24 protein-coding genes and 1 pseudogene are annotated in these 24,443 nt (G+C 70.9%); 14 read left to right on the top strand and 11 right to left on the bottom strand.

The window, feature by feature from the left end; all coding sequences use genetic code 11:
* The first annotated feature begins 192 nt into the window (after window positions 1-192).
* Entirely contained in the window at window positions 193-1,458 is a 1,266-nt protein-coding gene (locus G3I54_RS27065) for a hypothetical protein (RefSeq protein WP_164618040.1), read from the top strand.
* On the top strand, window positions 1,442-2,242 hold the full coding sequence (locus G3I54_RS27060) for an alpha-ketoglutarate-dependent dioxygenase AlkB (protein ID WP_164618038.1): 801 nt from the start codon (window positions 1,442-1,444) through the stop codon (window positions 2,240-2,242). Before G3I54_RS27065 ends, G3I54_RS27060 begins: the two co-directional genes overlap by 17 nt.
* 81 nt (window positions 2,243-2,323) lie before the next feature.
* On the opposite strand, the gene G3I54_RS27055 is transcribed toward G3I54_RS27060, so the two are convergent.
* Window positions 2,324-2,908 carry a DinB family protein gene (locus tag G3I54_RS27055; protein WP_164618036.1) on the bottom strand — a complete coding sequence of 195 codons (585 nt, stop codon included), beginning with the start codon at window positions 2,906-2,908 and terminating at the stop codon, window positions 2,324-2,326.
* A 288-nt stretch (window positions 2,909-3,196) separates the two neighbouring features.
* Between G3I54_RS27055 and G3I54_RS27050 the strand changes: the two genes are divergently transcribed.
* Window positions 3,197-3,934, top strand: a complete 738-nt coding sequence (locus G3I54_RS27050) for a dienelactone hydrolase family protein (protein WP_164618217.1) — start codon at window positions 3,197-3,199, stop codon at window positions 3,932-3,934.
* 36 nt (window positions 3,935-3,970) lie between these two features.
* Here the strand turns inward: G3I54_RS27050 and G3I54_RS27045 are convergent, their stop codons facing one another.
* Window positions 3,971-4,309 carry a hypothetical protein gene (locus G3I54_RS27045; protein WP_164618034.1) on the bottom strand — a complete coding sequence of 113 codons (339 nt, stop codon included), beginning with the start codon at window positions 4,307-4,309 and terminating at the stop codon, window positions 3,971-3,973.
* A gap of 179 nt (window positions 4,310-4,488) precedes the next feature.
* The gene (locus G3I54_RS27040) at window positions 4,489-4,905 is read right to left on the bottom strand and encodes a MarR family transcriptional regulator (RefSeq protein WP_343240426.1); all 417 of its coding nucleotides are present in this window, start codon (window positions 4,903-4,905) and stop codon (window positions 4,489-4,491) included.
* 104 nt (window positions 4,906-5,009) lie between these two features.
* Here G3I54_RS27040 and G3I54_RS27035 point away from each other — a divergent pair, with 104 nt between their 5' ends.
* Entirely contained in the window at window positions 5,010-5,372 is a 363-nt protein-coding gene (locus G3I54_RS27035; RefSeq protein WP_239144589.1) for a hypothetical protein, read from the top strand.
* A gap of 23 nt (window positions 5,373-5,395) precedes the next feature.
* Here G3I54_RS27035 and G3I54_RS27030 read toward each other — a convergent pair whose 3' ends face one another.
* Both G3I54_RS27030 and G3I54_RS27025 read right to left on the bottom strand, forming a co-directional pair.
* A complete protein-coding gene (locus G3I54_RS27030; RefSeq protein WP_164618030.1) occupies window positions 5,396-5,641 on the bottom strand; it encodes a DUF397 domain-containing protein in 246 nt (81 codons plus the stop codon).
* Window positions 5,638-6,525 carry a helix-turn-helix transcriptional regulator gene (locus G3I54_RS27025; protein WP_164618028.1) on the bottom strand — a complete coding sequence of 296 codons (888 nt, stop codon included), beginning with the start codon at window positions 6,523-6,525 and terminating at the stop codon, window positions 5,638-5,640. Before G3I54_RS27025 ends, G3I54_RS27030 begins: the two co-directional genes overlap by 4 nt.
* 153 nt (window positions 6,526-6,678) lie before the next feature.
* Here G3I54_RS27025 and G3I54_RS27020 point away from each other — a divergent pair, with 153 nt between their 5' ends.
* Window positions 6,679-7,140, top strand: coding sequence for an ATP-binding protein (locus G3I54_RS27020; RefSeq protein ID WP_203687235.1), 462 nt, complete (start codon window positions 6,679-6,681; stop codon window positions 7,138-7,140).
* A 95-nt stretch (window positions 7,141-7,235) separates the two neighbouring features.
* Here G3I54_RS27020 and G3I54_RS27015 read toward each other — a convergent pair whose 3' ends face one another.
* Window positions 7,236-7,592 carry a PRC-barrel domain-containing protein gene (locus G3I54_RS27015; RefSeq protein WP_164618023.1) on the bottom strand — a complete coding sequence of 119 codons (357 nt, stop codon included), beginning with the start codon at window positions 7,590-7,592 and terminating at the stop codon, window positions 7,236-7,238.
* A gap of 416 nt (window positions 7,593-8,008) precedes the next feature.
* Here G3I54_RS27015 and G3I54_RS27010 point away from each other — a divergent pair, with 416 nt between their 5' ends.
* From G3I54_RS27010 to G3I54_RS27000, 3 genes are all read left to right on the top strand, one after another.
* Window positions 8,009-8,212 (top strand): cold-shock protein, encoded by a 204-nt coding sequence (locus tag G3I54_RS27010; RefSeq protein ID WP_103511943.1) that lies wholly within the window; start codon window positions 8,009-8,011, stop codon window positions 8,210-8,212.
* 221 nt (window positions 8,213-8,433) lie between these two features.
* Entirely contained in the window at window positions 8,434-9,888 is a 1,455-nt protein-coding gene (locus G3I54_RS27005) for a DEAD/DEAH box helicase (RefSeq protein ID WP_164618021.1), read from the top strand.
* Between the two features lie 89 nt (window positions 9,889-9,977).
* Window positions 9,978-10,319, top strand: a complete 342-nt coding sequence (locus G3I54_RS27000; RefSeq protein WP_164618019.1) for an SCO5918 family protein — start codon at window positions 9,978-9,980, stop codon at window positions 10,317-10,319.
* A 90-nt stretch (window positions 10,320-10,409) separates the two neighbouring features.
* Here G3I54_RS27000 and G3I54_RS26995 read toward each other — a convergent pair whose 3' ends face one another.
* Window positions 10,410-10,769, bottom strand: a complete 360-nt coding sequence (locus G3I54_RS26995; RefSeq protein WP_164618017.1) for a hypothetical protein — start codon at window positions 10,767-10,769, stop codon at window positions 10,410-10,412.
* Between the two features lie 108 nt (window positions 10,770-10,877).
* On the bottom strand, window positions 10,878-11,342 hold the full coding sequence (locus tag G3I54_RS26990; protein WP_164618015.1) for a MarR family transcriptional regulator: 465 nt from the start codon (window positions 11,340-11,342) through the stop codon (window positions 10,878-10,880).
* A gap of 70 nt (window positions 11,343-11,412) precedes the next feature.
* On the opposite strand from G3I54_RS26990, the gene G3I54_RS26985 reads away from it, so the two are divergent.
* Together G3I54_RS26985 and G3I54_RS26980 are read left to right on the top strand one after the other, a co-directional pair.
* Window positions 11,413-11,781, top strand: a complete 369-nt coding sequence (locus G3I54_RS26985) for a VOC family protein (protein ID WP_164618013.1) — start codon at window positions 11,413-11,415, stop codon at window positions 11,779-11,781.
* Between the two features lie 85 nt (window positions 11,782-11,866).
* Entirely contained in the window at window positions 11,867-12,625 is a 759-nt protein-coding gene (locus tag G3I54_RS26980) for a hypothetical protein (RefSeq protein WP_239144588.1), read from the top strand.
* A 33-nt stretch (window positions 12,626-12,658) separates the two neighbouring features.
* On the opposite strand, the gene G3I54_RS26975 is transcribed toward G3I54_RS26980, so the two are convergent.
* Genes G3I54_RS26975 through G3I54_RS26965 form a run of 3 tightly spaced genes read right to left on the bottom strand, consistent with a single transcriptional unit; the run spans window position 12,659 to window position 18,143 of the window.
* The gene (locus G3I54_RS26975) at window positions 12,659-13,207 is read right to left on the bottom strand and encodes a hypothetical protein (RefSeq protein WP_164618011.1); all 549 of its coding nucleotides are present in this window, start codon (window positions 13,205-13,207) and stop codon (window positions 12,659-12,661) included.
* A 14-nt stretch (window positions 13,208-13,221) separates the two neighbouring features.
* Window positions 13,222-15,591, bottom strand: a complete 2,370-nt coding sequence (locus G3I54_RS26970; protein ID WP_239144587.1) for a hypothetical protein — start codon at window positions 15,589-15,591, stop codon at window positions 13,222-13,224.
* A 50-nt stretch (window positions 15,592-15,641) separates the two neighbouring features.
* Window positions 15,642-18,143, bottom strand: a complete 2,502-nt coding sequence (locus G3I54_RS26965) for a GTPase-associated protein 1-related protein (protein WP_164618009.1) — start codon at window positions 18,141-18,143, stop codon at window positions 15,642-15,644.
* A gap of 165 nt (window positions 18,144-18,308) precedes the next feature.
* Here G3I54_RS26965 and G3I54_RS39750 point away from each other — a divergent pair.
* The 4 genes and pseudogenes from G3I54_RS39750 to G3I54_RS40035 form a co-directional block, all read left to right on the top strand.
* A pseudogene (locus G3I54_RS39750) lies at window positions 18,309-18,422 on the top strand (alpha/beta hydrolase); the annotation flags it as partial.
* A 280-nt stretch (window positions 18,423-18,702) separates the two neighbouring features.
* Window positions 18,703-19,515 (top strand): hypothetical protein, encoded by an 813-nt coding sequence (locus G3I54_RS26955; RefSeq protein ID WP_203687234.1) that lies wholly within the window; start codon window positions 18,703-18,705, stop codon window positions 19,513-19,515.
* 9 nt (window positions 19,516-19,524) lie between these two features.
* Entirely contained in the window at window positions 19,525-21,750 is a 2,226-nt protein-coding gene (locus G3I54_RS26950) for a bifunctional serine/threonine-protein kinase/ABC transporter substrate-binding protein (RefSeq protein WP_164618005.1), read from the top strand.
* A 1-nt stretch (window position 21,751) separates the two neighbouring features.
* A complete protein-coding gene (locus G3I54_RS40035; protein ID WP_164618003.1) occupies window positions 21,752-24,298 on the top strand; it encodes an ABC transporter substrate-binding protein in 2,547 nt (848 codons plus the stop codon).
* The last annotated feature ends 145 nt before the right edge of the window (window positions 24,299-24,443 follow it).

The raw sequence follows: 24,443 nt of genomic DNA, 5'->3' as shown, positions 1-24,443 counted from the left end.
GTGAAAAGAGTGATGAGGAGATCTCACCGTCATTCGGGCCGGAGTTCAGCGGTGCCGGCCCCCGGATCGTTCTTCGGGTTAACCCCACCCGGGGCCGGGTCGGCAGGCGTTTCGCGTGCCGCCTCGCACATCGTCGCCGTACAGCAGAACCCCGTTGCTCGCTGTCGAGGCCCCATGAGAGCATCACGTCCGATGTATACAACAGAGGTGTCAGAAGCCTGTATTGAGGACGCGAGCAACGTCCTGGTAGCTCCTTCGGCGTTGCGGGACGAGGAGACGGTCAGGGACTTCTTCGGGGCCACGATCACACCCGAGCAACTTGCTTCCGGTGCGCCGGATCTCGCACAGCGGACCGTCTACCTGTGTGGTGACCTGTCCGGGATCAGCGGCCACCAACTGCGCTCGGCCGACCGGGTGTTCGTCGTACGGGAGCTGTCGCACGGCTACGACGAGGGCATCGACGCACCGTGGGCCGTCGTCGGCATCGGCAGGGTGCCCCTCCGCGTGCACGGAGTCGGCGTGTACTACCGCCGCTTCTTCGAACGCGACGCCGATCATTTCGGACGGATCAGCACGGAGCACGCCTTCCAGTCCCTGACGGAGTCCACGAAACCCGGAACCGCCCATCGCAGCGGAATCTATCTGACTCCCGTCACGGAAGACGGTGACGGACTGCATTTCCGCCTGCTCCGGTGCTCCACGAATTTCTCGGGGCCGACCGAGAGTTTTCGCCCGACCGACACGGACATCGTCGATGCGCTGAACCGCGAGGCCGCCGACGTCTTCCGGAACCATGCGCCGCTGAATCACGTCCTCGCTCAGGTCTACCACAACACCCTTGCCACGCCCGAGCGCAAGCAGTCCAAGGCCAAGATCTCGGCCCATGCCGACAAGACCAAGGACATGCCCGCCAACGGCATCATGGCTTTCTGCACGTTCTACGACGGGCTCGACAAGCTGAGCCCCTTGGCCGAAGACCCCTTCGATCACGGTGTGAAGCGTGCCAGCGGCCTGACCAGACTGCATTTCCGCCTCAAGAAGTCGGCAGAGGGGGTAGAGGGAGTGGAGGGAATAGTGGGAGTAGAGGGGCCCGAAGAGACCGCGCTTCCGCAGCAGTTCACGCTGACGCTCTATCCCGGCTCCGTCTTCTTCATGCCGCTGTCCACCAACCGCCTGTATACGCACGAGATCCGGCCCTCGGGGCTGGACGCCGAGCTGCTTCCGACCCGCCTCGGATACGTGGTGCGCTGTTCGAGCGCCGAAGCCGTGCACAAGAACGGCGACACCTTCCTCAAGAAGGCCGGAGGCCTGGTGAAGCTGGGGCCGCCCACGCAGGACGGCATGGACGATCTGCGCAGGCTGTACGCCGAGGAGAACAGGACCGCTTCCTTCATCGATTACGGCGACAAGTTCCTCTTCAGCATGAACTCCGGAGACTACGATGCGCCCCGGGTCTAGGCTCTCGGACGAGATCCGCTCGTACACGTTGCCGATCGAGCCGAATCCGTTCGCGGAGCTGTCGGAATCGGTTCGTTGGGAAGACGTGGGGAAAGGCCGGCGGGGCGCCACGCTGGCCAGGATCGACGAGGCGGGCGGTGTGCCGCTCGTGCGCACCACCACGCGGTACGACAGCCCGACGCAGCGATTCAGGGCGGTGCACGAGCGGCTGGCGCAACAGATCCAGGAACGCGCGGAGCTTCCGGGCGCCGCCGCATTCAACAACGCCCTCATCGAGAGCTACACGAACGCCTATACCACCATGGGCTTCCATTCCGACCAGGCTCTTGATCTGGCCGACGACTCGTTCATCGCCGTCTTCTCCTGCTATCAGCACCCGGAGGCGAGCCCGCCGAGGAAGCTGATCTTCGAAGCGAAAGAGGCCGGTGGGGGTTCCGGTGCGGAGTCCGGCGGTGAGAAGTTCGAGATCCCTCTCGCCCACAACAGTGTCGTCGTGTTCTCCGTCGCATCGAATCGGCGGCTCAAGCACAAAATCGTCCTGGACGCGCCCGATCGGACGGCGGACAACCCATGGCTGGGGGTGACGTTCCGGACGTCGAAGACCCTGGTCCGCTTTCGCGACGGACACGCGTATCTTCCGCAGGGTGCGCGCCTTACCTCGGCCGACGACGAGCAGCAAAGTGAGTTCTACCGGCTGCGACGCCGTGAGAACAAGGAAACGGACTTCGTCTACCCCTCGCTGACGTACACCATCAGCGAGAGCGATCTGATGCCGCCGGTCTGATGCGGCCGGTCTGATGCTGCTCGCATGATGCCGACGGACCGGCCCCCGCCGTGATGCTCGCCCACGGGGGCGAGGCCATCGCTACGCCGTGATCGCCGCGGCTGACCTGGCGGCCTGCTCGATCTTCGCGCGGTGGGCCGCGCGGGCTTCCTCGTCGATCGGCCTCTCGTGTTCGGCGCGCAGGCCGGTCCGGCCGTCGATGCTCTCGCGCAGGATGTCGGCGTGCCCGGTATGCCGGATGGTCTCGCCGAGGACGTGGACCAGGACGGCGAACAGGTTCGTGTCGGTATAAGGCTCCGGCCACCACGGCACATGGCCGGGGGCGTCGAGGGGAAGCGCGTCGATGGTCGCGTCCGAGTGTTCCCACGTACGCCGGTAGAACCCGACGATCTGATCGCGGGTCTCGTTCTCCGCCGCCCACTGGTCGCTGCCGTCGGAGTCCTGCCAGCGGCACAGCGGCTCCGGGGAAGGGCGGTCGAAGACCTCGCTGAAGTACCTGGCCTCGACGCCGGCCACATGCTTGACCAGGCCGAGGAGGTTGGTCCCGGTCGCCGTCAACGGCCGGCGGGCGTCGTACTCGGACAGGCCGTCGAGTTTCCAGAGCAGCGCCGCGCGGTTTTGCCGCAGTCTCCCGTGCAGGTTGTCCTTCGCGAATTCATCGATCATGCGGCTTGAGCCTGTCACGGGCCGCCCGTGATCTCAAGAGATCTCAAGATCGCGTAAGTGGCCCGCAACGACCGCCGCGAGAGGCGGCTCGCCATCGCCCGGACGGCGACCTGTGAGCCCTCGCCGTTTTCGGCGGGGCACCCGTGCCGCTCTGCCGACGGCGGAACACCGGCCGGTCCGGGCGCGACGATCACTACAGTCCAGTCCATGACAACGCGGACGACGCGCACGACGAGGGCGACCAGGACGGCGAGGACGGCGAGGACGGCGGTGGCGACGGTGGCGACGGTGGCGACGGTGACGACGCGTACGGTCGAGTATCCGGCCGACGGTCTGACGATGATCGGGCACCTCGCGCTCCCGGCCGGTGTCGACCGCCGGCCCGCGGTGCTGATCGGACCGGAGGGCATGGGACTCAGCGACGTCGAGCGCCGCAGGGCCGACGCTCTCGCCGAACTGGGATATGTGGCGCTGGCCTTCGACCTCCACGGCGGCCGCTATCTGGGCGACCCCGAGGAGATGCTGGCCCGTTGCCTGCCGCTGCTCGCCGATCCCGACCGGATGCGGGGCATCGGCCATGCGGCGCTCGACGTGTTGCTCGCCGAACCGCGGACGGACCCCGACCGGATCGCCGCCATCGGTTACGGCACCGGGGGCGCCATCGGGCTGGAACTCGGGCGCGACGGCGTCGGCCTCCGCGCGATCGGGACGGTCAACGCGACTACCACGGGCCGACCGGGCGAGGCGGCCCGCATCCGCTGCCCGGTGTGGGCCGGGGTCGGGTCGGAAGACCCGATCATGCCGCCCGCGCAACGGAACGCGTTCACCGCCGAGATGGAGGCCGCGGGCGTCGACTGGCGCCTCACGGTCTACGGCGGCGCCTTGCACGCCTTCCACCACCCACCGGTCGACCACCCCACGGTCCCCGGCGTCGGCCACCACCCACAACACGCGCGGCGAGCCTGGCGCGACGTCGTCGACCTGCTCGCCGAGTGCCTGCCCGTGACGGACGATCCGGAGGCATGACCCGGGCAGGCACGCTCGCGCCGAGACCGGCGGCCGCTACGCGGAACCCGTTGCCGCCCCGCCGTCCGGTGCGTCGTCCTTCCGGTACTTGACCGCCAGTACCGCGAGTCCCACTCCCGCCAGGCCGATGGCGCCCCCGATGGCGACGACGATCCAGCCGAAGAAGTCCTTGGCCGAGTCCTGCCGATCCGCGGCCTCCTCGGCGCCGAACGAGTCGGTCGTCCCGCCCGTGGACCGGGAGTAGCGCTCACACGTCTCGCCCTCCTCGATGACCTGGCTGCCGCAGAGCGCCGGCGGCGTGTCGACGATCATGTCCCTGCCCAGCAGCCCGACCCAGATCCCGGCCGCCAGCAGCGCGAGTACGACGATCGACAAGCAGCCCCACTGCCGGCATTCCCCACTGCCTTCTTTGTCATGGTCACGGACGCTACCGGTCTCCAACGCAGGCCTGTCCACCGGGGCATGGCGCAGCCCGCTTCCCGCGTCGGATCAAAGGGCGCTCGCCGCAAGGGAATGCGGCCGTTCCGGGGCCGGCGACGAACGCGTCGGTGCGATCAGTCCTGCGGGCGTGCTTGCCGCGCCCGCGTCAGCTCGGCCGTCGACCGGCGCAGGATCTCGACCGTGCCGGAGAGCCAACGGGTCACCGCCGCGCGCTCCGCGTCGTCCATGTCCTCCACCAGGCCGCTCATCGCCTCGGCCATCGGTGCGAAGAGCCGGGCCAGGTCGCGCCGGTGCTCCGCCGTCACGCTCAGCGCATACCTGCGCCCGTCCGAACCGTCCTTGCGCCGGTCCACGTGCCCGAGCGCGGCCAGCCGGTGGACGATCTTGGTGATGGCCGCGTTGGACAGCCCGGTGCGGTCCACGAGCTGCCCCGGACCGACACCCGGCTCCGCCGCGATCAGGGAGAGGATCTTGTGCTCGGTGGCGTTGAGTCCGAGGTAAGCGGCGACGGCCTCGTGGAACAGGATCACGCGCAGGCTCAACTCCTGCCCCATCGCCCGGCCGTCGGCTTCGCCGCTCTCCTGCCCTGCCGGTCGGTCTGCTCCTGCTGTTCGCCCTGGTCGCGGGCGCGGCCATGCTCGCACCCGAGGTGAGCGCGAAGGTGGCGCCGGCCGGCACCCACTGGCGCTCGGGCACCGCCCGCGCCCGGGTCCGAGCCCTGAGGCGCGAGAACCGCCGTACCTACCTGTGGCGGCTTGGCGAGTTCGTGGCGCTGTACATCGTGGCGCAGGGGGTCGGGGGCATCGTCGCCCTGCTGCTGCCGCATGTCGCGGACAACCCGGCCCACGCCACCGACCCCACGGCGAGCGCCTGGATCATCGACTATCCGAACTACGCGACCCAGGCCGTCGCGATGTACGTGTGCATCTGCTTCGCCCTTGCCTGGTACGCGACACGGCTGCGCGCGGAGTCGGTCCGGGCGCAGCCGAGCTGCTGATGTGACCTCAGGGGGCGATCGGTTCAGTTCTGGACGGCGTACGCGAGGAAATGCGTCCAGGCGGTCGGGGCGAGGGCGAGCTCGGGGCTCTCCTCGATCTTGGAGTCGCGTACGTGGACGGTGGAGGGGCAGGCGGCGACCTCGACGCAGTCGTCGCCGGAGCCGCCGCTGTAGCTCGACTTGTGCCACTGCAGCGCGACTTCCACGCAGGAGTCGCCGTCGCCGCTGCTGTAGCTGCTCTTGAACCAGGCCAGGGGTGTGGTGCTCATCTCGCTCCTCGCATCCGCCGCATCAGGCTCTTGGAGTCGTCCAACGAGAGAGCCTGTGAACGCATACTGGCACACCGCATCTGGATCACGCTGATCGCTTTGGGGTCGGAGACGAACTGCCCGTGCGCCTGCCCCTCCAAGTAGCCGAACCACTGGTGATCCGGGGTCTCCAGCAGCTGCACGGGACCGCCCAGGCCTGCGTGGTGATGCCGTACGAGTGGCATGATCTGGACATCCACATTGCGCAGCTCGGACAGATCGAGGATGTGGTCGATCAGCTCCCTGGTGACCTCCTCGCCGCCCAAGTCCCGCAGGAACAAGTGCTCTTCGAGGATGAAGCTGAACGCCGTGTTCGGTCGGTTCCGCAGGAGTTCTTGACGCTCCAGCCGAGCCGCGAGCTGGGCCTCGATCTGCTCGTCGGCGAGTGGTGGCAACTGGTCGACGAACAGCGTCCGCGCGTACGCAGGCGTCTGCAACAGCCCCGGAATCAACCGGCATTCGTACGTGTACAGGCTCAGCGCCGTCAGCTCCAGCTGCGCCCACTGCCGGAACCACCTCGCCAACCCCTTCCGCCGCGTCAGATGCTTCGCCGCGGCCAGAATCACCCCGAACGCGTCGAGCACACTGTCCGCGCGCTCCGCGAAGTCCGGAGGCGGGAGGCGGCGGCCCTGCTCGATGGAGGCCACGGTCTCGGGTGAGTACCCGACGAGCGGGGCGAACTGTTCCTGTGTCAGCCTCGCCCGCTTGCGGAAGGTCTTGACCACCTCTCCGAACATCTTGAGGATGTACTGCGGTTCGGGTTCGCTGCTGCGGCCACCGCCGCCGCTGCCGTTGCCGAACGTCCCGTATGTGGTGCTGTCGATGCTCTCCGTGCCGTGCGTCATGTACGGCCACCTCCCCGTGCGCCTGTCCTGGTCCGCGACCCGTCCATGCTCACGGAACGTGACCCGTACCGTCTACCCTTCGCACCCGTACGCTGACTGAGCGTACGAGTTGCTGACCTGGCGGAGAGGGGCTGTGGCCCGGAATCTGGGGGCATGGAAGCACCTACGAAGACCCAACCCCGCGTAACCGTACGTGTGTTCAATCGTCACTACGTCGCGGCTCCGCGTGGCGCCCGGCTCGCCCGCCGCGTCGGCCTCCACAAGCTGCACACCTGGGGTATCCCGTATCTCAGTGACGCATCGGAGTCGGCGGCCCTGATCATCGGCGAGCTGGCGGCCAACGCGGCGACCCATGGCCGCGTGCCCGGCCGCAACTTCGAACTGCGCCTGTCGTACATGCCCGGCGATCCGGCCGTGCCCGGACTCCTGCGGATCGAGGTGTCCGACACCCGGACCGAGTGCCGGCCGCCCGGCCCCGGCGAGATCACCGCGCCGGAGGACGGCTCCGACGGCGGGCGCGGGCTGCTGATCGTGGAGGCTCTGGCGGACCGCTGGGCGGTGCTCGACCGCAATCCGGGCAAGACGGTCCGGGCGGAGCTGGATCTGCTGTGCTGACGGGCCCGGCCGCGATACCGGCGGGCCTGTCCTGTCGGTGCGTACCGCTGGGCTGCCGGGCGGGCCGGGGCGGGGCGGGCGTTGGGCGTGTGCGGTCAGCGGCGGGCCAGTTGCCGCTCTCCGCCGGCGCCCGGCCGGTAGGGCAGCTCGTAGTACGTGAAGACCTCTTCCTCCGCCTCGGCGGGCAGGATGTCGTCCATGCCGATCGACGGCGCCTTCTTCACCAGCGCCTTGTCGTAGGCGACCCTGACGTAGTCCGGGCCGACGACCGCCTCGTGGAGGGGGACGAAGGCCAGTTGGTGACGGGTGGGGAGCCCGATGCGCACGGTGGCCATGGCCGGTTCGTCGGTGGTGGTGTCCACGTAGACCGCTTCGAGCACCCCGATCTTGCGGCCCTCCGGGTCGATGACGTTCCGGTCGCGCCACTCACGGATTTCGGCTGCATGGATCATGGTCTGCCTCCTGAAGCCCTCTCGGGCTGTTGCTCACGCCCTTTGCACACCCAGGTTATCGGAAAATGCCGGAGTGTAACCGTGGGCTTCTTTTTCTGATTCCTCGGACCTGCAACGCTGCACTCCAGGTGGGGCAATATCTGTGGCCGTCGTATGAGGTTTCGGTTCGTCGGGTGGAGAGGGTTTTTGCATCGAGTGGGGGAGTGGGGTTATTCTCGGCATCCGGATCACTACGGCGTGCTACTGTCATTCCCAGTTGCAGTCTTGCTGTTCCCAAACTTCGAGCGGCGCCGCCGATTTCCGGCTGGTGCAGGCGCTTCCGTTTTTCCGGACATCGTTCTCCGGGTGGGGCATCACCGCGGCGACCCGGCATCCGTACCTCACGGGCCGGTGTACTGCCCCAAGGGAGACACGACATGGCATCCGGCACTGTGAAGTGGTTCAACGCGGCCAAAGGCTTCGGCTTCATCGAGCAGGACGGCGGCGGGGACGATGTGTTCGCCCACTTCTCCAACATAGCCGCCGACGGCTTCCGTGAACTGCTCGAAGGTCAGCAGGTCACTTTCGACATCATGTCGTGCCAGAAGGGTCTGACAGCCGAGAACATCGTTCCCGCCTGACCACACCCGTATCCAGCACGATCGCGCGTATCGCGCTCTCGTCACCCCGTATCTCGTTATTTCGTGCTCTCCCCATCTCGTGCTCTCCTCCGCCTGCGCGCCTGTTTCGACTGCGCGACGGAATTTCTCGCACGTTTCTCTCGGCCCGTTCCTGTGATTCCCCGCACTGTTTCTCCGCTGCGGGAATTCCTTGGTACGTGCCGTATCAAGGAAGGTTTCCTGTGAACTCCACCCGTACGAACGACCGCACCTCCCGCACCTCCCGCAACCGCAGCCGTACCGGCGGCCCGAGCAGCCAGCGTCCGGTCGGCCGCGGTCGGCGGCCCGTCGTGGTCCAGGGCGAGTTCGCACCGCCGAAGACGCTCACCCCCGCACTGCCCGCCGTCGAGGCGTTCGCCGAACTCGACATGCCCGCCCTGCTGTTGGCCGCGCTCACCGCGCAGGGCGTGAGCGTTCCGTTCCCGATCCAGGGCGCGACCCTGCCGAACACCCTCGCGGGCCGTGACGTCCTCGGCCGGGGGCGCACCGGCTCGGGCAAGACCCTCGCCTTCGGCCTGGCCCTGCTGGCCCGTACCGCCGGACAGCGCGCCGAGCCCCGTCAGCCGCTGGCTCTGGTCCTCGTACCGACGCGTGAGCTGGCCCAGCAGGTCACCGACGCGCTCACCCCGTACGCCCGCTCGGTGAGGCTGCGCCTGGCCACGGTGGTGGGCGGCATGTCCATCGGCCGGCAGGCCAACGCGCTGCGCGGCGGCGTGGAAGTCGTCGTCGCCACCCCGGGGCGGCTCAAGGACCTCATCGAGCGCGGCGACTGCGCCCTGGACCAGGTCGCCATCACCGTGCTGGACGAGGCCGACCAGATGGCCGACATGGGCTTCATGCCGCAGGTCACCGCGCTCCTGGACCAGGTCCGCCCCGAGGGCCAGCGCATGCTGTTCTCCGCGACCCTCGACCGTAACGTCGACCTCCTGGTCCGCCGCTACCTCACCGACCCGGTCGTCCACTCCGTCGACCCGTCCGCGGGGGCCGTCACGACGATGGAGCACCACGTGCTGCACGTCCACGGCGGCGACAAGCACCGGGCGACGACGGAGATCGCGGCGCGCGAGGGCCGGGTGATCATGTTCCTGGACACCAAGCACGCGGTGGACAAGCTCACCGACCACCTGCTGCACAGCGGCGTACGGGCAGCCGCCCTGCACGGCGGGAAGTCCCAGCCGCAACGGACCCGCACCCTCGCCCAGTTCAAGACCGGACACGTCACGGTCCTCGTCGCCACGAACGTCGCGGCGCGCGGCATCCACGTCGACAACCTCGACCTCGTCGTCAACGTCGACCCGCCGACCGACCACAAGGACTACCTCCACCGCGGCGGCCGTACCGCACGCGCCGGGGAGTCCGGCAGCGTCGTCACCCTGGTCACGCCCGGGCAGCGTCGCGACATGACCCGCCTGATGACCGCGGCCGGGATCGTGCCCCTGACCACACAGGTCCGCTCCGGCGAGGAGGCGCTCAGCCGGATCACCGGATCCCAGGCCCCGTCCGGCATCCCCGTGACGATCACCGCGCCGGTGGCCGAGCGGCGTCGGCGCAGTGCGGCCCCGCGCGGACGGCGCAGCTCCGCCTCCGCCACTCGGCGTGCGACGGGGCGTCAGTCGTCCTTCGGCGCGGCCGCCTAGCCTTCGCGACCGTTCCTCGCCCTTCTGGCGGCTTCGCCGCTTCTTCGCCGCTTTTCCTTCGCCCTTCGCCCTTCACCCTGTGAGGCAACATGCGCTGTGTCATCGCCCGCTTCCCCTTCGACCTCACCAAGAGCGGCGTCCTGGAGTCGATGAGGGGCATCAAGCCCGAGCAGGTCAGCGGTGAGTCCGTGATCATCGGCCGGCGCACCTACCCGGTCAAGCAGGTCGGGCAGGTCATCACCCGCCAGGACCGCCGAGACTTCAGCGCGGGCGAAGTCCTCCGGGCCATGAGCCGACTCGGCTTCACCTGCACCGGCCGCGCCGCGACGGCCGCAACCGCCGTGCCCGAGCGCGCACTTGTCGCGCCTCGGCGTGTGCTCAGCCCGTTCCAGCAGGCCTCCGCACTGCTCGGCAGCCCCGCGGCCGCCTGACGGGCGGGCACGGGGCTGCTTCGAGGGGCGGCGCTGGTTCGACCAGCGAGGGGCAGTGGGCTGTGGGGCGTAAGCGCGGGCGTGGGCGGGTCAGTGGTCGGAGTAGCTGAAGTCGCCCATGGTCCAGGCGCTGACGTCCTCGATCGCCACGCGGTACATCCCGCCCGTCTCCGGGATTCCCACCGCTCCTTGGAGAATCCGCGCCACATGGAAATGCAGATGCGTGGGCGGCCCTTCCTTGTGCGCGGTGGTGGTGAAGGCGGCGGAGAACTCGCTCAGCCGGGCCGAGTCCGCCAGGACCTCGGAGACCCGCTGCCTCCAGACGGCCTCCGGGGCGAGGCGGCCGGTGATGACAGCACCCCCGGCGACCACGGTCAGAGACATTTGGTTGCTGTGCCCGGACTCCACCAGGGCTGCGACGTCAGTGAGCAACTCGTCAGGCTTCGACATGAAAGCCGATTCTAGTCGGCGGCTCCCGCCTCAGGTCGCCCGGTCGGCCTGAACGGGACATCGGCCACCGACCACCCGCTGTCGTGAGGGTCCTCGGCGTCGCCTCCGCTAGCCGTCGTCGTCGCGGACGCCCTCGCGCAGGGAGAGAGTCATGCTCCGCAGGATCCGGAACGCGTCTGCCTGCTCGGTCTCGGTCATGCCGGCCAGCATTCTGATCTCGACGGACCGGACCGCCGCGGTCGCCTTCTCCAGGCTCTGCCGGCCGCGGGGCGTGAGTCGCGCCGGAAGAACCTTCCCGACGGCCGCCTCCGCGGGCCTGGTCACATAGCCGTCTCGCTCCAGCGCCTGAAGCAGCACGTTCATCGACTGCCGTGTCACGAACGCGCCGCGCGCGAGCTCGGAGTTCGACATGCCCGGCCGTTGGGCCAGCAGTTCGAGGCAGGAGTAGTGCGTCACGGTCATCCCGAGCGGCCGCAGCACCTCCTCCATGGCTGCGCGCAGAGCGCTCGAAGCCTCTTTCAGCAGGTAGCCCAGTGATGTGTCCAGGTCGACGCCGGGGCTCTTTTGACTCATGTCAGAAGTCTGACATACATTGGCGCGTGTCAGAAAACTGACACGAAGTGCGAAGAGAAGGAGCACCGCCATGCCCGCCACCGGTCCCGATTTCCTCTCGCTCCAGACGCGCGACCTCGACGCCTCACAGGCGTTCTACGAGCAGTACCTCGGCCTCGTCCGCTCGCAGGCCGGACCTCCGCACGCCGTCGTCTTCGAGACGAAGCCGATCGCGTTCGCACTCCGCGAGATCGTCCCCGGCACGGATCTCGCATCCGTCGCCCAGCCCGGCATCGGGGCGGCGCTCTGGTTCCACGCCACCGAAGTCCAGGCCATCCACGACGCGCTCGCCGCCGCCGGCCACACCATCGTCTCGGCCCCCGTCGACGGCCCCTTCGGCCGGACGTTCACCTTCGCCGACCCCGACGGCTACCACATCACGCTCCACGACCGCGCCTGACGGGGCTGGTCCGGGGCGGGAGGCTTGGGTACTCTGCGTCGCCCCGGGCGCGTCCGGTCGCGCTTAGGCGAATACGGGGGAATCCATGATGAGCCGTGTGCGTATCTTCGGTTTTCCGGGCTTCGCCGTCTCCGCAGTCTCCGCCGTATTACTGGCGGGATGTTCCGGCGGCGCGGACACGGTGGTCGGACCGATTCGGGGTGAGGGCAAGGACCGTATGCCCAGCCGTACCGCCGAGGACTGGGTGACCTATGCGGACCATGTCGTCATCGCCACACCGACCGAGGAAAGTGAAGTGGCTCCGAGTCGGAGCGAGGTGGACCGGGGAGAGGGGATGATCGGTCGCGATGTGCGTATGAAGGTCGAGAAGGTTCTCTGGTCGAGAAGCGATCCGGCCCAGCCCGCACCGGCGACCTGGCAACGCAGCTCATCGGGGTGGGTGTTCAAGGAGGGCGACCTCGACAACCGCACCGAATACGCCCTCGCCGAAAGGCCGCGCATCGAGTTGGGGCACCACTACATCATCGCGCTCGCCTGGCGGGGAGCGACCTGCTCCGAAGGCGACCCCGAGGAGCCGGCGCGCTGGGTGGGGCTCGGCGAGGGGAGCACGGTGCCGTACGACGACGACACCATCGGCCAAGGGGAGATGGAAGGTGGGGAACAGTCGGCGAAAGAGGTCGCTGCCGCCCTGTCCGGCTCCGGTGACCCCGTGCCCCGGCTGGAGGACGAACTCGCCGGAAAGAGCGCCGATGCCCTCGTGGCGGCATTGAAGGCGGCGTGTCCCACCGTCGCGTCGCGCTCGGAAGCGCCCGCTGTCAGGGCTCTCGCCTCTACGTGTGAATAAAGGTTTTGCCTGATCGCGGTGTGCCCTGTGAGGTCATGCGCACTTGAGTTCCTTCTGGGCGAAGGCGGTGAACTGTTCGAGGAGGCCGGGGAGGGTCTTGCGTTGGTTCTCGACTCGGGTGCCGCTGACGTAGATGGTGAGCTGAAGGTATTTCGCGGTCGACGGACCGGAGTTGGCTGTCGCCTTGCAGGGGAAATAGGTGATCCCTCCGGTATTCCAGACGATCGCCTTCTTTCCGACGCGAACCGAGTCCGGCTTCAGCCGGTCGAATGAACTCCATTCGATGGCGTCCTCGACGTCTTCGAAGCGCGCATGCGCGCTGAAACCTCTCCCTCCGTCAACGCGGATCAGGCAGCTTATGGACCTGTCGCGATCGGTGAAGAAGAAGTCCTCGGTGTCCTGAGTCAGCTGGTCACCGGTCGGCAGGATGCGTTGTACCTCACTGCGGTCGAATGCGTTCCAGCAGAACTGTTTCGGCAACTCCGGTGCTGTCTTGGGCTCCTCTTCGGAGCAGCCCGACACGCCTGCGGTGAGTGCCAGCGAGAGGGTAACGGCTGCTGTGAATCGTCTGATGCGGCGCACGGACGGTCGCTTCCTCAGGGTCGGTTCTTCTCGGACATGTTGTGACCGATGGAGTAGGCATCCGCCGTTGCTGTGGAAGCGGAGCCCAGGTAGGTGTTGTATTCCTCGGGTGTCAGCCCGGCGGCTTTGCCGCCCGTGGCGACAGCGGCTGCTGCGGCCCTCTTGGTAGCCTCTTCCGCGCTCGCGTATCCTTCTCCCGAATCGAGTGCGGCCCCGTCCAGGTCATCTTCCTTCGCGTTGTCCACCACTGATTCTGTGACATCCTCCTGAATCCACGTGATGGCGTCCCCGCCGAAAGGAAGCAGTTCAAGATATTTGGCTCCGACGAGGTTGATGATTCGATTCGTCCACTTCGCGTTGTCTTCGACGCCCTTGTTGTACTCGTCGATCTCGTGCGTCTTCAGATCCACGACCGCGTGCGCCCTCGCCTCCGCCATCATCCCCGCGATCTCCCCGCCGGGGTGAACGGCATTGCGGATCGCCTCTCCCATGTCGGCATGGCGCTCGGGATGGCGGAAGGCGTCGCCCACGAGCGCCGTCGTGTAGGCCTGCTGCGCGTGGGTGATCGCACCGTAAGCGTCCGGATCCTGGCCGACCGAGCCGAGGAACCTCGTCATCAAGTGCTTCTCGAATTCGGCCGGTTCGCCGAATGGCTTGATCTGACCCGCCGCGTTCTCGGCGGTTGCCTGCAAGTCCGGCATGTACTCCGCCGCCATGGCGCCGAACTGCGGAGCCAGCGCGCTCAGCGGGCCGGGCGGGTCGCCGGCCTTGGCCGATACCAGCTCCGGGTTCGTGCCGATCTTCTCCACGACCTTCTCCATGACACCGCTCATGTCCTCGGAGTGCCGCACCGGCGGTGCGTCGTCGTCGCCGGGGACGCGTCCGGTGACCGCTGCCTCCAAGGCGTTGCCCATGGCCGTCTGGCCGAGCGTGGTGCCACTTTCGGCCGTGGTGTCGTACCAGTCGTCCGCCGGCTTCTTGTCGAGCATGTAGTCGACCACGCTCTGTGCGTCCTTGGCGCTGGTCTCCAGGTCCAGCATGGTGACGATGCCGTCGTTGTTCGTGTCCGACCGCAGGTTCTCGTTGAAGAACTCCGCCGACGCCGCAGGGTGCCTGCTCATCGCCTCCATGAGGCCGGTGACCGGGTTGAAGCCCTTCCCGCCGTCCGCGCTGAGGTTGATCGCCATGTCCTGGTTGTACGGCAGGTTCCGGGACCAGATCTCGGGGTCCTTCTTGTCCATGGCGATCATGTCGCGGCCGACCGACGTCAGGAACTGCTGGTCGTACGTGCCTTCCCGCAGCAGCGCCCCGAGAGCCTGGTAGCCGTACACCTTCGCGCCGACGCCCGCGAACCCGGACACGTCGATTTCCTGGCGGCCCGCCTTGAGGAGTTGCGAGGTCCAGGCGGGGTCCAGGTGGTTCGGCACCGATGGGGTCGTGGCCAGGCCGAGCATCGCGCCCATGTCGCTCTGGATGTTGCGGACCAGGCCTACCCGGTCCGCCCCGGCCGGGCCGAGCGACGTGGCGTCCAGGGACATCCGGGTGTACGCCTCCAGCGTGCCCTCCGCGCCCAGCCTGCGGTAGAAGGCGGTGGCGAACTCCGGGTCGCCGCGGTTGTCGTCGATGATGTCTTCGAGTTCGCGCAGCGCATGGAGGTTTCGGGCGGTGCCGCCCTCGCCCGTGACCGTCTTCAGCAGCTCCGACGCGTGGCCCGCCTGCTCCGCGTCGAGCGTCTTGTAGGCGGGCTTGCTGAAGTCGTGCTTGCTCTTCATGTTCGCTTCGAGGGCGCGTTTCAACGACTCGTCGGCGTCGGAGCAGTCCTCGACGACTCGATCGACCTTCTGCTGCCAGGACGCGACGGCCGCCCTCTGCTTGCGCAGCGCCTCCGGGTAGTCCGGATCCCGTCGTGCGGTGAGGTCGTCCTCCAGGTCGTGCCGTGCCGAAACCTTGCCCTTCGCGCTGATCACCACACCTGCCGCCGGGCCCTCTTCGTCCCGCATGGCGATCAGCGTCTTGGCATATGCGAAGGATGTGTGTGCATCAGTCAACAGGGACTTGATGCCCCGGGCCTGGGCCGCGGCATCGTCGAACTCCGCTGCGGTCTTTCCGATGAACGCCTTGGTGACCCCGGCGTTGACGCCTTCCCAGCGCGCCTTGCCCGCTTTCGCCTTCATGCCGGTCCGGGCATCCTCGGCGAGCTTCTCCAGCCTGGTCACCATCGTGGTCCAGTCGTCGACCGCGGTCTTCAGTTTGCCGACGGGTGCGTTCACCACATCGTCGAAAGTCAGCACTGTTCCCCCATGAACGGCTGGTCGGAGAGTGGCGAGGTGGAGTCGCCCCCCGGGCGCCAATCTATCCCGGGCGAACAAGAGCAACGTATGCATGTGTGATTTCGTGCCAGAAGTGCGGCGGGGTGTCCCGCTCCCGCCCCCGCTCACCCCCGCCGTACCCGCCCCGCGATCCGGCGGCCCAGGCGGCCGAGGGTGCTGACGCGGTTCCAGGCGCGGAAGGCGTCGGCCCGGCCGCTGCTGCCTGTGCGGCCCACCGTGGCCTCGACCTCCGCGACGTCCTCGGCCGACATGGCGCGGACGGCGGGGCGCAGGACCTCGTCGAGGAGGGCGGCGGCCACCGGGGGCCAGGTGCGGCCCGCGTGCGGGTGGGCGGTCCAGACGGTGAAGCAGTCCGCCGCATAGGCGGGCTGGGTGCGCAGCCGGGTCCGTACGGCTTCCGTCCGGGCGGTGCGGTCGTACGCGGCGATCAGGTCGTCGTCGCCGCCGTGGACGAAGTCGTACAGCTCGGCACCCGGGCGGTCCGGGGCCAGCAGGCGCTCCACCAGGGCCGCGTACACCCGCTCCCGGAGCGCCGGTTCGACCGGCTCCGCCTGGGCGCACAGGGTGCGGACCCGCTCCGCCCAGCCGGGATCCGGTGCGCCCGTACGCAGCTCGCGGACCAGGTCCAGCAGGAGAAGGCCGGCCCGTTCGCGGCCGCCGATCTCGCCCGGGTAGCCGCGCAGCAGGTCATGGGCGAGGCCGGCCGCCTCGTCCGTGCCGGCGGCGGACGTGCTGAGCGCCGCGTCGACCAGGCGCGCCCACGTACCGGCCCCGCGGTGCGAGTCGGAGGTGGCCGCGTCCAGCAGCAGGCGGGCCTCCTCGACCGTCGGGGCCCGGTCCTCCCAGACCAGGCCCACCGCCGTGCGCAGCACCAGCGGCTCGGCGAACGGGGAGAGGCCCGCCGCCCGCAGCACCCGGTGCCACACCGCCGCCCGGTCACCGCCCAGCGTCGCCATCGCGCCCGGCACCTCGGCGCACATCCGCAGATGCGGCAGCGCCTGCGTGCCGGTGAACGGCAGCGTGACCCGCTCCAGGAACCGGGCCACCGCCCCGGGATCCCGCGGCGCGATCCGGTCCAGGGCGCCGAGCAGCGCCGTCCGCACCTCGAACTGCTCGTCCAGCAGTTCCAGCAGGGCCGGAGCGAAAGCCGGGGCGCTCTCAGGACCTTTTCTTTCGCCTTCTTCTTCCGCCGCCTCCGCCAGCAGCGCCGGTGCCAGGCGGTCCACCACGCCCGGCAGCAGATCCGTGCCGTCCACGCCCAGCAGCCGTGCCACCCGCAGCAGTTGTACGGTGCGCGCCACCGAGCGCGATCCGGCCGTGTCGGTCAGTTCGGTCAGGATCTCCGGGCCCAGCCGCTCGGCGACCTTGGCCCCCTCCGGGCCCGCGAACGCGTCCCGGCGCGGCAGTTCCAGCGAGCCGTTGCCGCCCCGCACCGCCTCGGTGACCAGCATCGCCGCGAGCGGAGCGGTGACCGAGGCCGGGCAGCGGCCCTCCAGCGCGCTGAAAAGCCGTCCGGCCGCGTCGAATTCGGGTCCCGTACGGTCGTCGATGCCGGGAGAGGTGAGGGCCTCGACCAACTGGCCCGTGCGCTTCGCGTCCAGGGCGTAGGGGCGGTCGGCCGCCCAACCGGCCGCCGCCGCACGTCCGTCCGGGCCGAGCGCGATCCCCGCGCAGAGCGCCGTCACCGCCAACGGCCCGGCGGCGAACGGCTCTCCGGGCAGTTCGCGCGCCTCCCGGAACAGCTCGGGCGACCGGCCCCGCCAGATCCGGGCCGCCGTCGTCGCCCACACGTCGTCCATACCGTCCACCGGGGCCCGCCCCGCGCACTCGTGCACCCGCAGGCCCGCCGCCCGGGCCGCCGCCGCGTCCTCGGGCAGCACCCCCACCACCCGCGCCGCCGAACCCCCCGGCCGCCGGGTGTACGTGGTGAACGTCAGCCGCTCCGCGCTCTCCCTCGGCAAGGTGACCGACGCCAGACCCAGCCACCGGGCCACGTCCGCGCACTGCCGCTCCACCAGCACCACCGGCCGACCACCGGGCGCCTCCGCCTCGCTCGCCCGGCGCAGATCCGCCAGCACCACCGCGAGCCAGGGGCCGCGCGAGACGGCGAAGTCGTCCAGGCCCTCGGAGACCGCCGCCGGGCCCGGCGGCGGCGTCAGCGGGTCCGGTATCGCCCCGGCGGGCGTCGTCGACACCCAGAGCGGCGAGCGCCACGCCTCGACCGGCAGCCGGTCGCCCGGCAGCGGAACCCCCGGCGGCAGATGCACCGCGTGCGCATGGAACCGGATGCCCTGCCTCGACCCCGGTCCTGACCCCGACCCCGAGCCGCTGCCGCCGCCCGTGTCCCGTACCGGAGCCGAACGGGCCACCAGCCGACTGCCGTCGGACAGCACCGCGTAACCGAACGTCTGCGGCAGCGACCGCAGTTCACTGTCGGACGGCCGGTCGGGAACGCCTCCGGGAAGCTCGTAGCGCACCAAGGGCTCGATCTCCGCCAGCAGGGCGCCCGACACCCCGGGACCGACCGCCGTGAACCGGCCCGCCGCTCCCTCGGCCCCCTCGTCCCCCGGCGCGGCGGAGGTGTAGTGCACCTGTGCAAGGCTCATCTGTCGGCCCTCTTCGTCCTGCCGCGCCCGGTCCCCGTGCCCACCCCGTACGGCCGGGTCGGGGGAGAAGTCCGCAGCCGCGGGGGCGACGCTATCAAGGACGGAGAGGTAATCCCTACGCTGCGTCAGGCCCCGGCCCGAGGTCGGCCGGACCATGTTGACCGCATGGGCGACGTGAGGCTTTCCGCGGGCGTGATCGAGTACCGGGACACCGGCGGTGACGGGCCCGCGGTGGTGCTCCTGCACGGCGTGGCCATGGACGGCTCGCTGTGGGGACAGCCACACGCTCCTGCCTCAGGACCGGCCGGACGCCCTCGTCGAACACATCAGCGCGTTCCTCGCGGAGACGGCCTGACGGCCTCGGCCGGGCGGCCCCGCGGCGGTGCCGTCCAGGTCCCGACGCGGTAACAGTCCCCCGGCAGCCCCCGCCGACCGCGCCGGGCGAACTTATGATCGACACGGCGTCGAGGAGGAACGGGGAAACGCTGTGACCTGTCACGTGCCGTTAAGAGGGGTCCGGTTCGCGCTGCCCCTGAGCCTGGCTCTGACCCTGACGACCATGCTGCTCGCCGGCTGTTCCGGCACGGCGGACGACCCCGGGAAAGTGGAGAAGCGCGACGCTTCTGCGAGTGCGAGTGCGAGTGCGAGTGCGAGTGCGAGTGCGAGTGCGAGTGCGGGTGCGGACTCCGGCGGTGGTGCCGGGGCCGGGCCGGCTCCCGAGGCGACGGACCCGCTCGAACCCGACCCCGCCCGGCTTCCCACGACCAAGGCCGCCGCACGCGACTTCATCGACCGCGTCATCGCCGACCCCGACAGCTTCGGCCCCGGAGTGGTGAAGCGGAGCCCGTACGAGAGCGACCCGGCCTCCTGGCCCGTACTCGGCAAGGACTGCGTCTGGCAGCAGCAGAAGCCCGCCTTCAGCGTCCTGGCCACCCGCACCCGGTCGTTCGAGGTGCCCGCGGAGAAGGGCAAGGGGCCGGTGCGCCTCGCCGCCGTCGTCACCGTGCACCGCACCCGCGAGGACGCGGCCTGGGAGATGGCGGAGTCGATCGAGGAGACCATGCGCTGCCCCACCCAGCAGTTGCGCGAGGGTGAACTGATCGGCTCCATGGTCGCCGCGGCGCTGTTCGGCGGCGAGGCCAACCAGACCAACTCCGAGGACGCCCTCAACGAGCGTGGTCAGTACCAGAGTTCGGAGCTCGGCGGGCCGCACCACTACGCCTGGCAGCAGGCGCAGACGCTGCAGTTCACCGTCGCCGTGACCGGCAAGGGGGCGAAGGGGCGCACCGAGCGGGAGATCGACGACCTGGTGGTGCAGGCGCAGGCCACCATGCTGGTCCGGCTGGAATCCGCCGTCGAGAAGCAGAGCTGAGGCCGGGCGATGGATGACCTGCGACCCACCGACCCCGCCCGGATCGGCGGCCACCGGCTCCTCGGCCGCCTCGGTGCGGGCGGCATGGGCGTCGTCTACCTCGGGCGTACCGACGCCGGAGCGCTCGCCGCGATCAAGGTGATCCTGCCCGAGCACGCCGGGGACGAGGACTTCCGGACCCGCTTCCGCCGCGAGGCCGAGGCCGCCCGCCGGGTCGACAGCCCCTGGGCCGTGTCCGTCACCGGCGCCGACACCGAGGCCGAACGCCCTTGGCTCGCCACGGAGTTCGTGCCCGGGCCGACGCTGTCCGACGTCGTCGTCCGGCGCGGACCGCTGCCCGTGCGCAGCGTCACCGTCCTCGGCCGGCTGCTCGCCCGCGCCCTGGCCGCCGTGCACGCCGCCGGGCTCGTCCACCGCGACGTCAAACCGGGCAACGTCCTGCTGACGGCCGGCGGCCCCCGGCTGATCGACTTCGGGATCGCCCGGGCCGCCGACGCCACCGCCCTGACCGCCACCGGGCTGATCGTCGGCACCCCCGGCTTCCTCCCGCCCGAGCAGGCGTCCGGGCACACCGCGGGGCCCGCCGGGGACGTCTTCTCGCTCGGCTGCCTCCTCGCGTACGCGGCCACCGGCCGGCCGCCCTTCGGCAGCGGCGCGGTCGACGCCGTCCTCTACCGCACCGTCCACGACGCACCCGACCTCGACGGCATCGACGACCCCGGGCCGCGCGCGCTGCTGGAGCGGTGCCTCGCCAAGGACCCCGCCGAACGTCCGGCCGCCGCCGACCTGGACACCCTGATCGCCGAGGACGTACCGGCCGGGGCGACTCCCGACTGGCTGCCCGAGGACGTCGTCCGGATCATCGCGGACCGGTCCGCCGCCCCGCTGGCCCTGCCCGACATCGACGCCACCGTCACCGAGGAGCCCGGCCCGCCGGAACCCGCCCTCGGCCGACGGCGGTTCCTGCTGTTCGCGGCGGGCGGCGCGGTGGCCCTCGGCGCGGGCGCCTTCGCCGCCGTACGTCTCACCGGCGGCGGCTCCGACGGTGGCGGCGGGGACGGGGCGCCCGGCGGACGCCGCTGGATCATCGGCGTGCACGCCGACCTCACCGGGCCCCTGAGCGCCGCCGGACGGGCCCAGGAACGCGGTGTCCGGCTCGCCGTCGACCGCTTCAACTCCCTCGACAGCCGGCCCTTCCGGCTCGCCGTGAAGGTCCTCGACGACCAGGGCGCCGCCGATCGCTCCGCCCAGGTCGCCGAGGAGTTCGCCCGCGACCCGGAGGTCATCGCGGTCATCGGCCCCACGAGCGACGAGGCGGCCGGGGCGGCACTGTCCGCGTACGACGAGGCGGCGCTGCCGGTCCTGACGGTGTCGGCCCTCCAGATAGCCTTCCCGAAACGGGCCAACGGCTCCTTCTTCCAGGCCGCCCCCTCCTACGCCTCGCTCTCCATCCCCATCGTCAACCGCCTCCTGCTCCGCCCCGACGTCGAGCGGCTGGGGATCCTGGTCGACCGGTCCGGCGGGCAGGCGGCCTACCAGGCGGGCTACGCGGCCAACATGATGACGCCCGACCTCACGACCGGCACCACCCACCCCCGGGTGGTGCCCGCCGGGACGCGCGTCTTCGACCCGGTCGTCACCGACCTCCTGTCCAACCGGAGCGACGCGCTCTTCTACGCCGGTGACGCGACCGGCGCCTCCCGCGTCGCCCGCATCCTGGCGGACCTGTCCTTCGCCGGACCGCGCATGGCCCAGCACACCGTCATGGGGCCGGAGTTCCTGAAGCTGGCGGGGGCGGCGGCCGACGGCTGGGAGTTCGTCGCACCGTTCATCGACGCGAGCGCCCCGGCCGCCGCCACGTTCGCCGCCGCCCACCGCAAGCGATTCGGCGCCGCGCCCGCCGCCTGGTCGGCCGAGGCGTACGACGTGGCGGGGCTCGTCGCCCGCGAACTGGCCGCCCTCGCCGACGCCGCCTCCAAGGCGGCGATGGCCGGCACGAAGGGAGCGACCGCCGGTACCGAGGGGGCGACGGCGAGTGCCACGCCCTCCGGCGACGGCGGGCCCACCCGGTCCACGCTCACCGCCGCGCTCGCCGTCGCCCGGTACGAGGGGATCTCCCGCACGTACGCGTTCGACGAGGAGCGTCAGCAACTCGTCGGCCAGGACGCCCACCTGTACCGGGTGGAGGACGGCCGTCACCGCTACCTCAGCCCGGCCCCGAAGCCGAAGAGCTGACGTGCGGCCCCTCACCTCCGAGGACCCGCGCACCGTCGGCCCGTACCGCACCCTCGTCCGGCTCGGCGCGGGCGGCATGGGCGTGGTCTACCTGGCGCGCTCGGCGGGCGGGACGCTCGCCGCCGTCAAGGTGATCCGGGCCGAGCATGCCGCCGACCCCGGCTTCCGGGCCCGCTTCCGGCGCGAGGCGGAGGCGGCCGCCCGGATCACCGGCCCGTGGGTGGTCCCGGTGCTCGGCGCGGACACCGAGGCCTACGAGCCCTGGCTGGCGACCGCGTTCGTCCCCGGGCCCTCGCTGGCCGAGGTGGTCGGAGCGGGCGGCGCGCTGCCCTCGGCCACCGTCCGGGCGCTCGGCAGCCGGCTCGCCGCGGCCCTCGTCGCGGTCCACGAGGCCGGGCTGGTCCACCGCGACGTCAAACCGGGCAACGTGCTCCTCGCCCTCGACGGCCCCCGCCTCATCGACTTCGGGATCGCCCGCCACGAGGGCGCCACCGCGCTGACCACCGCCGGCGCGGTGATCGGGACGCCCGGCTACCTGGCCCCCGAACAGGCGTCGGCCGCGCTGCTGGGGCCGCCGTGCGACGTGTTCTCGCTCGGCTGCGTGCTCGTGTACGCGGCGACCGGGCGGCGGCCGTTCGGCGAGGGCGGCGGGGCGGGCGCCCTGTTCCGCACGATCCACGAGGAGCCGGACCTGACGGGCGTTCCGCCCGGCCTGGCGCCCCTGATCACCGCCTGCCTCGCGAAGGACCCGACCGCCCGGCCGACGGCGAGCCGGGTCCGCGAGGCGCTGGCGGAGGGCGGGGAGGCGGCCCCGGACCCGGCCGGGCGGGCGATGCCGGACCCGGCCCGGCCGGGGCCGCCGGACCCGCGCGAGTCCCTCCGCGCCGCTTCGGCCCCGGTCTCGGCCCCGGGCTCGGAACCTGCCTCGGCCCCGGGCTCGGACCCGGCCCCGGTCTCGGAACCCGCCTTGGCCCTGGGCTCGGAACCCGCCTCGGCCCGGGTCTCGGACCTGGTCTCGGAATCCGCCTTGGCCCGGGTCTCGGACCTGGTCTCGGAACCCGCCTCGGCCCCGGGCTCAGCCCCGGAACCCACCTCGGACCTGGCCCCGGTCTCGGACCCCGCCTCGGCCCCGGGTGAGTCCCCTGACCCGGCCCGGCGGAGGCCGTCGGACCCGGGTGAGCCCCCTCGTACGGCCGCCGCCCCCACCCCCTGGCAGATGCCCGCCGGGCTCTCCGCCCTGATCGCCGAGCGGTCCGCCGCCGCCCTCGCGCTGCCGGACCCCGATCCGTTGCCCGGCACGTTCGCCCCGGCCGGGGACGGCGCCACCGAGCAGGGGCGCGGTCCCACCCGGCGGAGGCTGCTGACCGCCGGGGCGGCCGGCGCCGTTCTCCTCGCCGGTGGTTCCACCGCCACCTGGTTCGCCCTGCGGGGGCGCGGCGAGGGGGCGGGCGGCTCCTCGACGGGATCCGGGGAGCCGGCCACGTACAGGATCGGGCTCCACGCCGACCTCGGCGGACCCGGCCGGGCCACCGGGCTGGCCCACCAGCGTGGCGCGCAGCTCGCCGTCGCCGACCACAACTCCCGTACGGACAAGGCGTTCCGGCTCGCCCTGCGTACCGAGGACGACGCGGGGGACCCGGCGGAGGCGCTCCGGGTGGCCGGGCGGCTGGCGGCGGACGACTCGGTCATCGCCGTCCTCGGCCCCACCGGGCAGTTGTTGCGCGAGGACCTCGTCCAGCGGTACGGCGCGGCGCGGCTGGCCACCGTCGTCGTCGCGGCGGGCTCCAGCACCGTCGAGTCCGGCACCGGCCTCCACCTCTGCGTGACCCGCCCCCTCGACCGGACGCTCCCGACCGGCCTCATCAGCTACCTGACCCGCACCCGCCCCGCTGCCCGCATCCTGCTCGTCGAGGACGCCGCCGATCCCGGGCTCGCCGGGGAGGTCGGGTCCACGTTCCGCGAGGCCGCCCTCACCGGCGTCACCCTCCTCGAACACCCTCTCGCCCGAGGGAACGCGGGGTTCGGTGCGGTCGCCCGTAAGGCCGTCACCGGCAAGGCGGACGCCGTGGTGCTCGGGAGCGGCGACGCGTCCCGGGCCGCCCGCCTGGCCACCGCACTGGCCGCCGAGGGCTTCACCGGCACCCGGGTCGCCGCCGGACCCGCCCTCGGGCCCGCCTTCCTCGACGGGGCGGGCGAGGCCGCCGAGGGCTGGGTCTTCGCCGAGGCGTACGCCGACCCGGCCGCCCTCCCGTCGGCCGAGGCGTTCACCGCCGCCCACCGCAAGCGCTTCGGCGCACCCCCGGCCACCTGGGCCGCCGAGGCGTACGACGCGATCGGCCTGATCGCCCGCGCCGCCGGAACCACCAGCGCCTCGGGCGAGGTCCGCAGCGGTATCGGCGGGCGGCTCGTGCGGACCGAACACCGGGGGATCGCGCGGACCCTCGCCTTCGACGCCTCGACCCGCCAGGTGCGGTACGAGAACGGGATCTTCCTCTACCGGATCGAGCGGGGCCGCCCCCGCTTCCTGGGCCCCTACGGCGAGTTGTAGCCGAGGAAACCAAGGCCGGAGAACGGCAGCGGTCCGTGAAGCCACGGCCAGGTGTGAAGATCTCCTGCGGCGGCGCTTAAGAAATCCTCGATGGACCCGGGACCCCGCCGTACGGCAGCCTTCTCCGTGACGGCCGGGGACGGCG

The sequence above is a fragment of the Streptomyces sp. SID14515 genome (genome assembly GCF_010548505.1).
In the GTDB taxonomy this organism is placed as follows: Bacteria; Actinomycetota; Actinomycetes; order Streptomycetales; family Streptomycetaceae; genus Streptomyces; species Streptomyces caviscabies.
The sequence above is the reverse complement of the archived record's forward strand: the minus strand, read 5'-3'. Positions and strand labels throughout refer to the sequence as shown.

Coding starts and splice junctions, on each gene's coding strand:
- G3I54_RS27065 (WP_164618040.1), top strand. CDS start 193: ATGTATACAACAGAGGTGTCAGAAGCCTGTATTGAGGACGCGAGCAAC.
- G3I54_RS27060 (WP_164618038.1), top strand. CDS start 1,442: ATGCGCCCCGGGTCTAGGCTCTCGGACGAGATCCGCTCGTACACGTTG.
- G3I54_RS27055 (WP_164618036.1), bottom strand. CDS start 2,908: ATGATCGATGAATTCGCGAAGGACAACCTGCACGGGAGACTGCGGCAA.
- G3I54_RS27035 (WP_239144589.1), top strand. CDS start 5,010: ATGCTCGCACCCGAGGTGAGCGCGAAGGTGGCGCCGGCCGGCACCCAC.
- G3I54_RS27030 (WP_164618030.1), bottom strand. CDS start 5,641: ATGAGCACCACACCCCTGGCCTGGTTCAAGAGCAGCTACAGCAGCGGC.
- G3I54_RS27025 (WP_164618028.1), bottom strand. CDS start 6,525: ATGACGCACGGCACGGAGAGCATCGACAGCACCACATACGGGACGTTC.
- G3I54_RS27020 (WP_203687235.1), top strand. CDS start 6,679: ATGGAAGCACCTACGAAGACCCAACCCCGCGTAACCGTACGTGTGTTC.
- G3I54_RS27015 (WP_164618023.1), bottom strand. CDS start 7,592: ATGATCCATGCAGCCGAAATCCGTGAGTGGCGCGACCGGAACGTCATC.
- G3I54_RS27010 (WP_103511943.1), top strand. CDS start 8,009: ATGGCATCCGGCACTGTGAAGTGGTTCAACGCGGCCAAAGGCTTCGGC.
- G3I54_RS27000 (WP_164618019.1), top strand. CDS start 9,978: ATGCGCTGTGTCATCGCCCGCTTCCCCTTCGACCTCACCAAGAGCGGC.
- G3I54_RS26995 (WP_164618017.1), bottom strand. CDS start 10,769: ATGTCGAAGCCTGACGAGTTGCTCACTGACGTCGCAGCCCTGGTGGAG.
- G3I54_RS26990 (WP_164618015.1), bottom strand. CDS start 11,342: ATGAGTCAAAAGAGCCCCGGCGTCGACCTGGACACATCACTGGGCTAC.
- G3I54_RS26985 (WP_164618013.1), top strand. CDS start 11,413: ATGCCCGCCACCGGTCCCGATTTCCTCTCGCTCCAGACGCGCGACCTC.
- G3I54_RS26980 (WP_239144588.1), top strand. CDS start 11,867: ATGATGAGCCGTGTGCGTATCTTCGGTTTTCCGGGCTTCGCCGTCTCC.
- G3I54_RS26970 (WP_239144587.1), bottom strand. CDS start 15,591: ATGCATACGTTGCTCTTGTTCGCCCGGGATAGATTGGCGCCCGGGGGG.
- G3I54_RS26965 (WP_164618009.1), bottom strand. CDS start 18,143: ATGAGCCTTGCACAGGTGCACTACACCTCCGCCGCGCCGGGGGACGAG.
- G3I54_RS26955 (WP_203687234.1), top strand. CDS start 18,703: ATGCTGCTCGCCGGCTGTTCCGGCACGGCGGACGACCCCGGGAAAGTG.
- G3I54_RS26950 (WP_164618005.1), top strand. CDS start 19,525: ATGGATGACCTGCGACCCACCGACCCCGCCCGGATCGGCGGCCACCGG.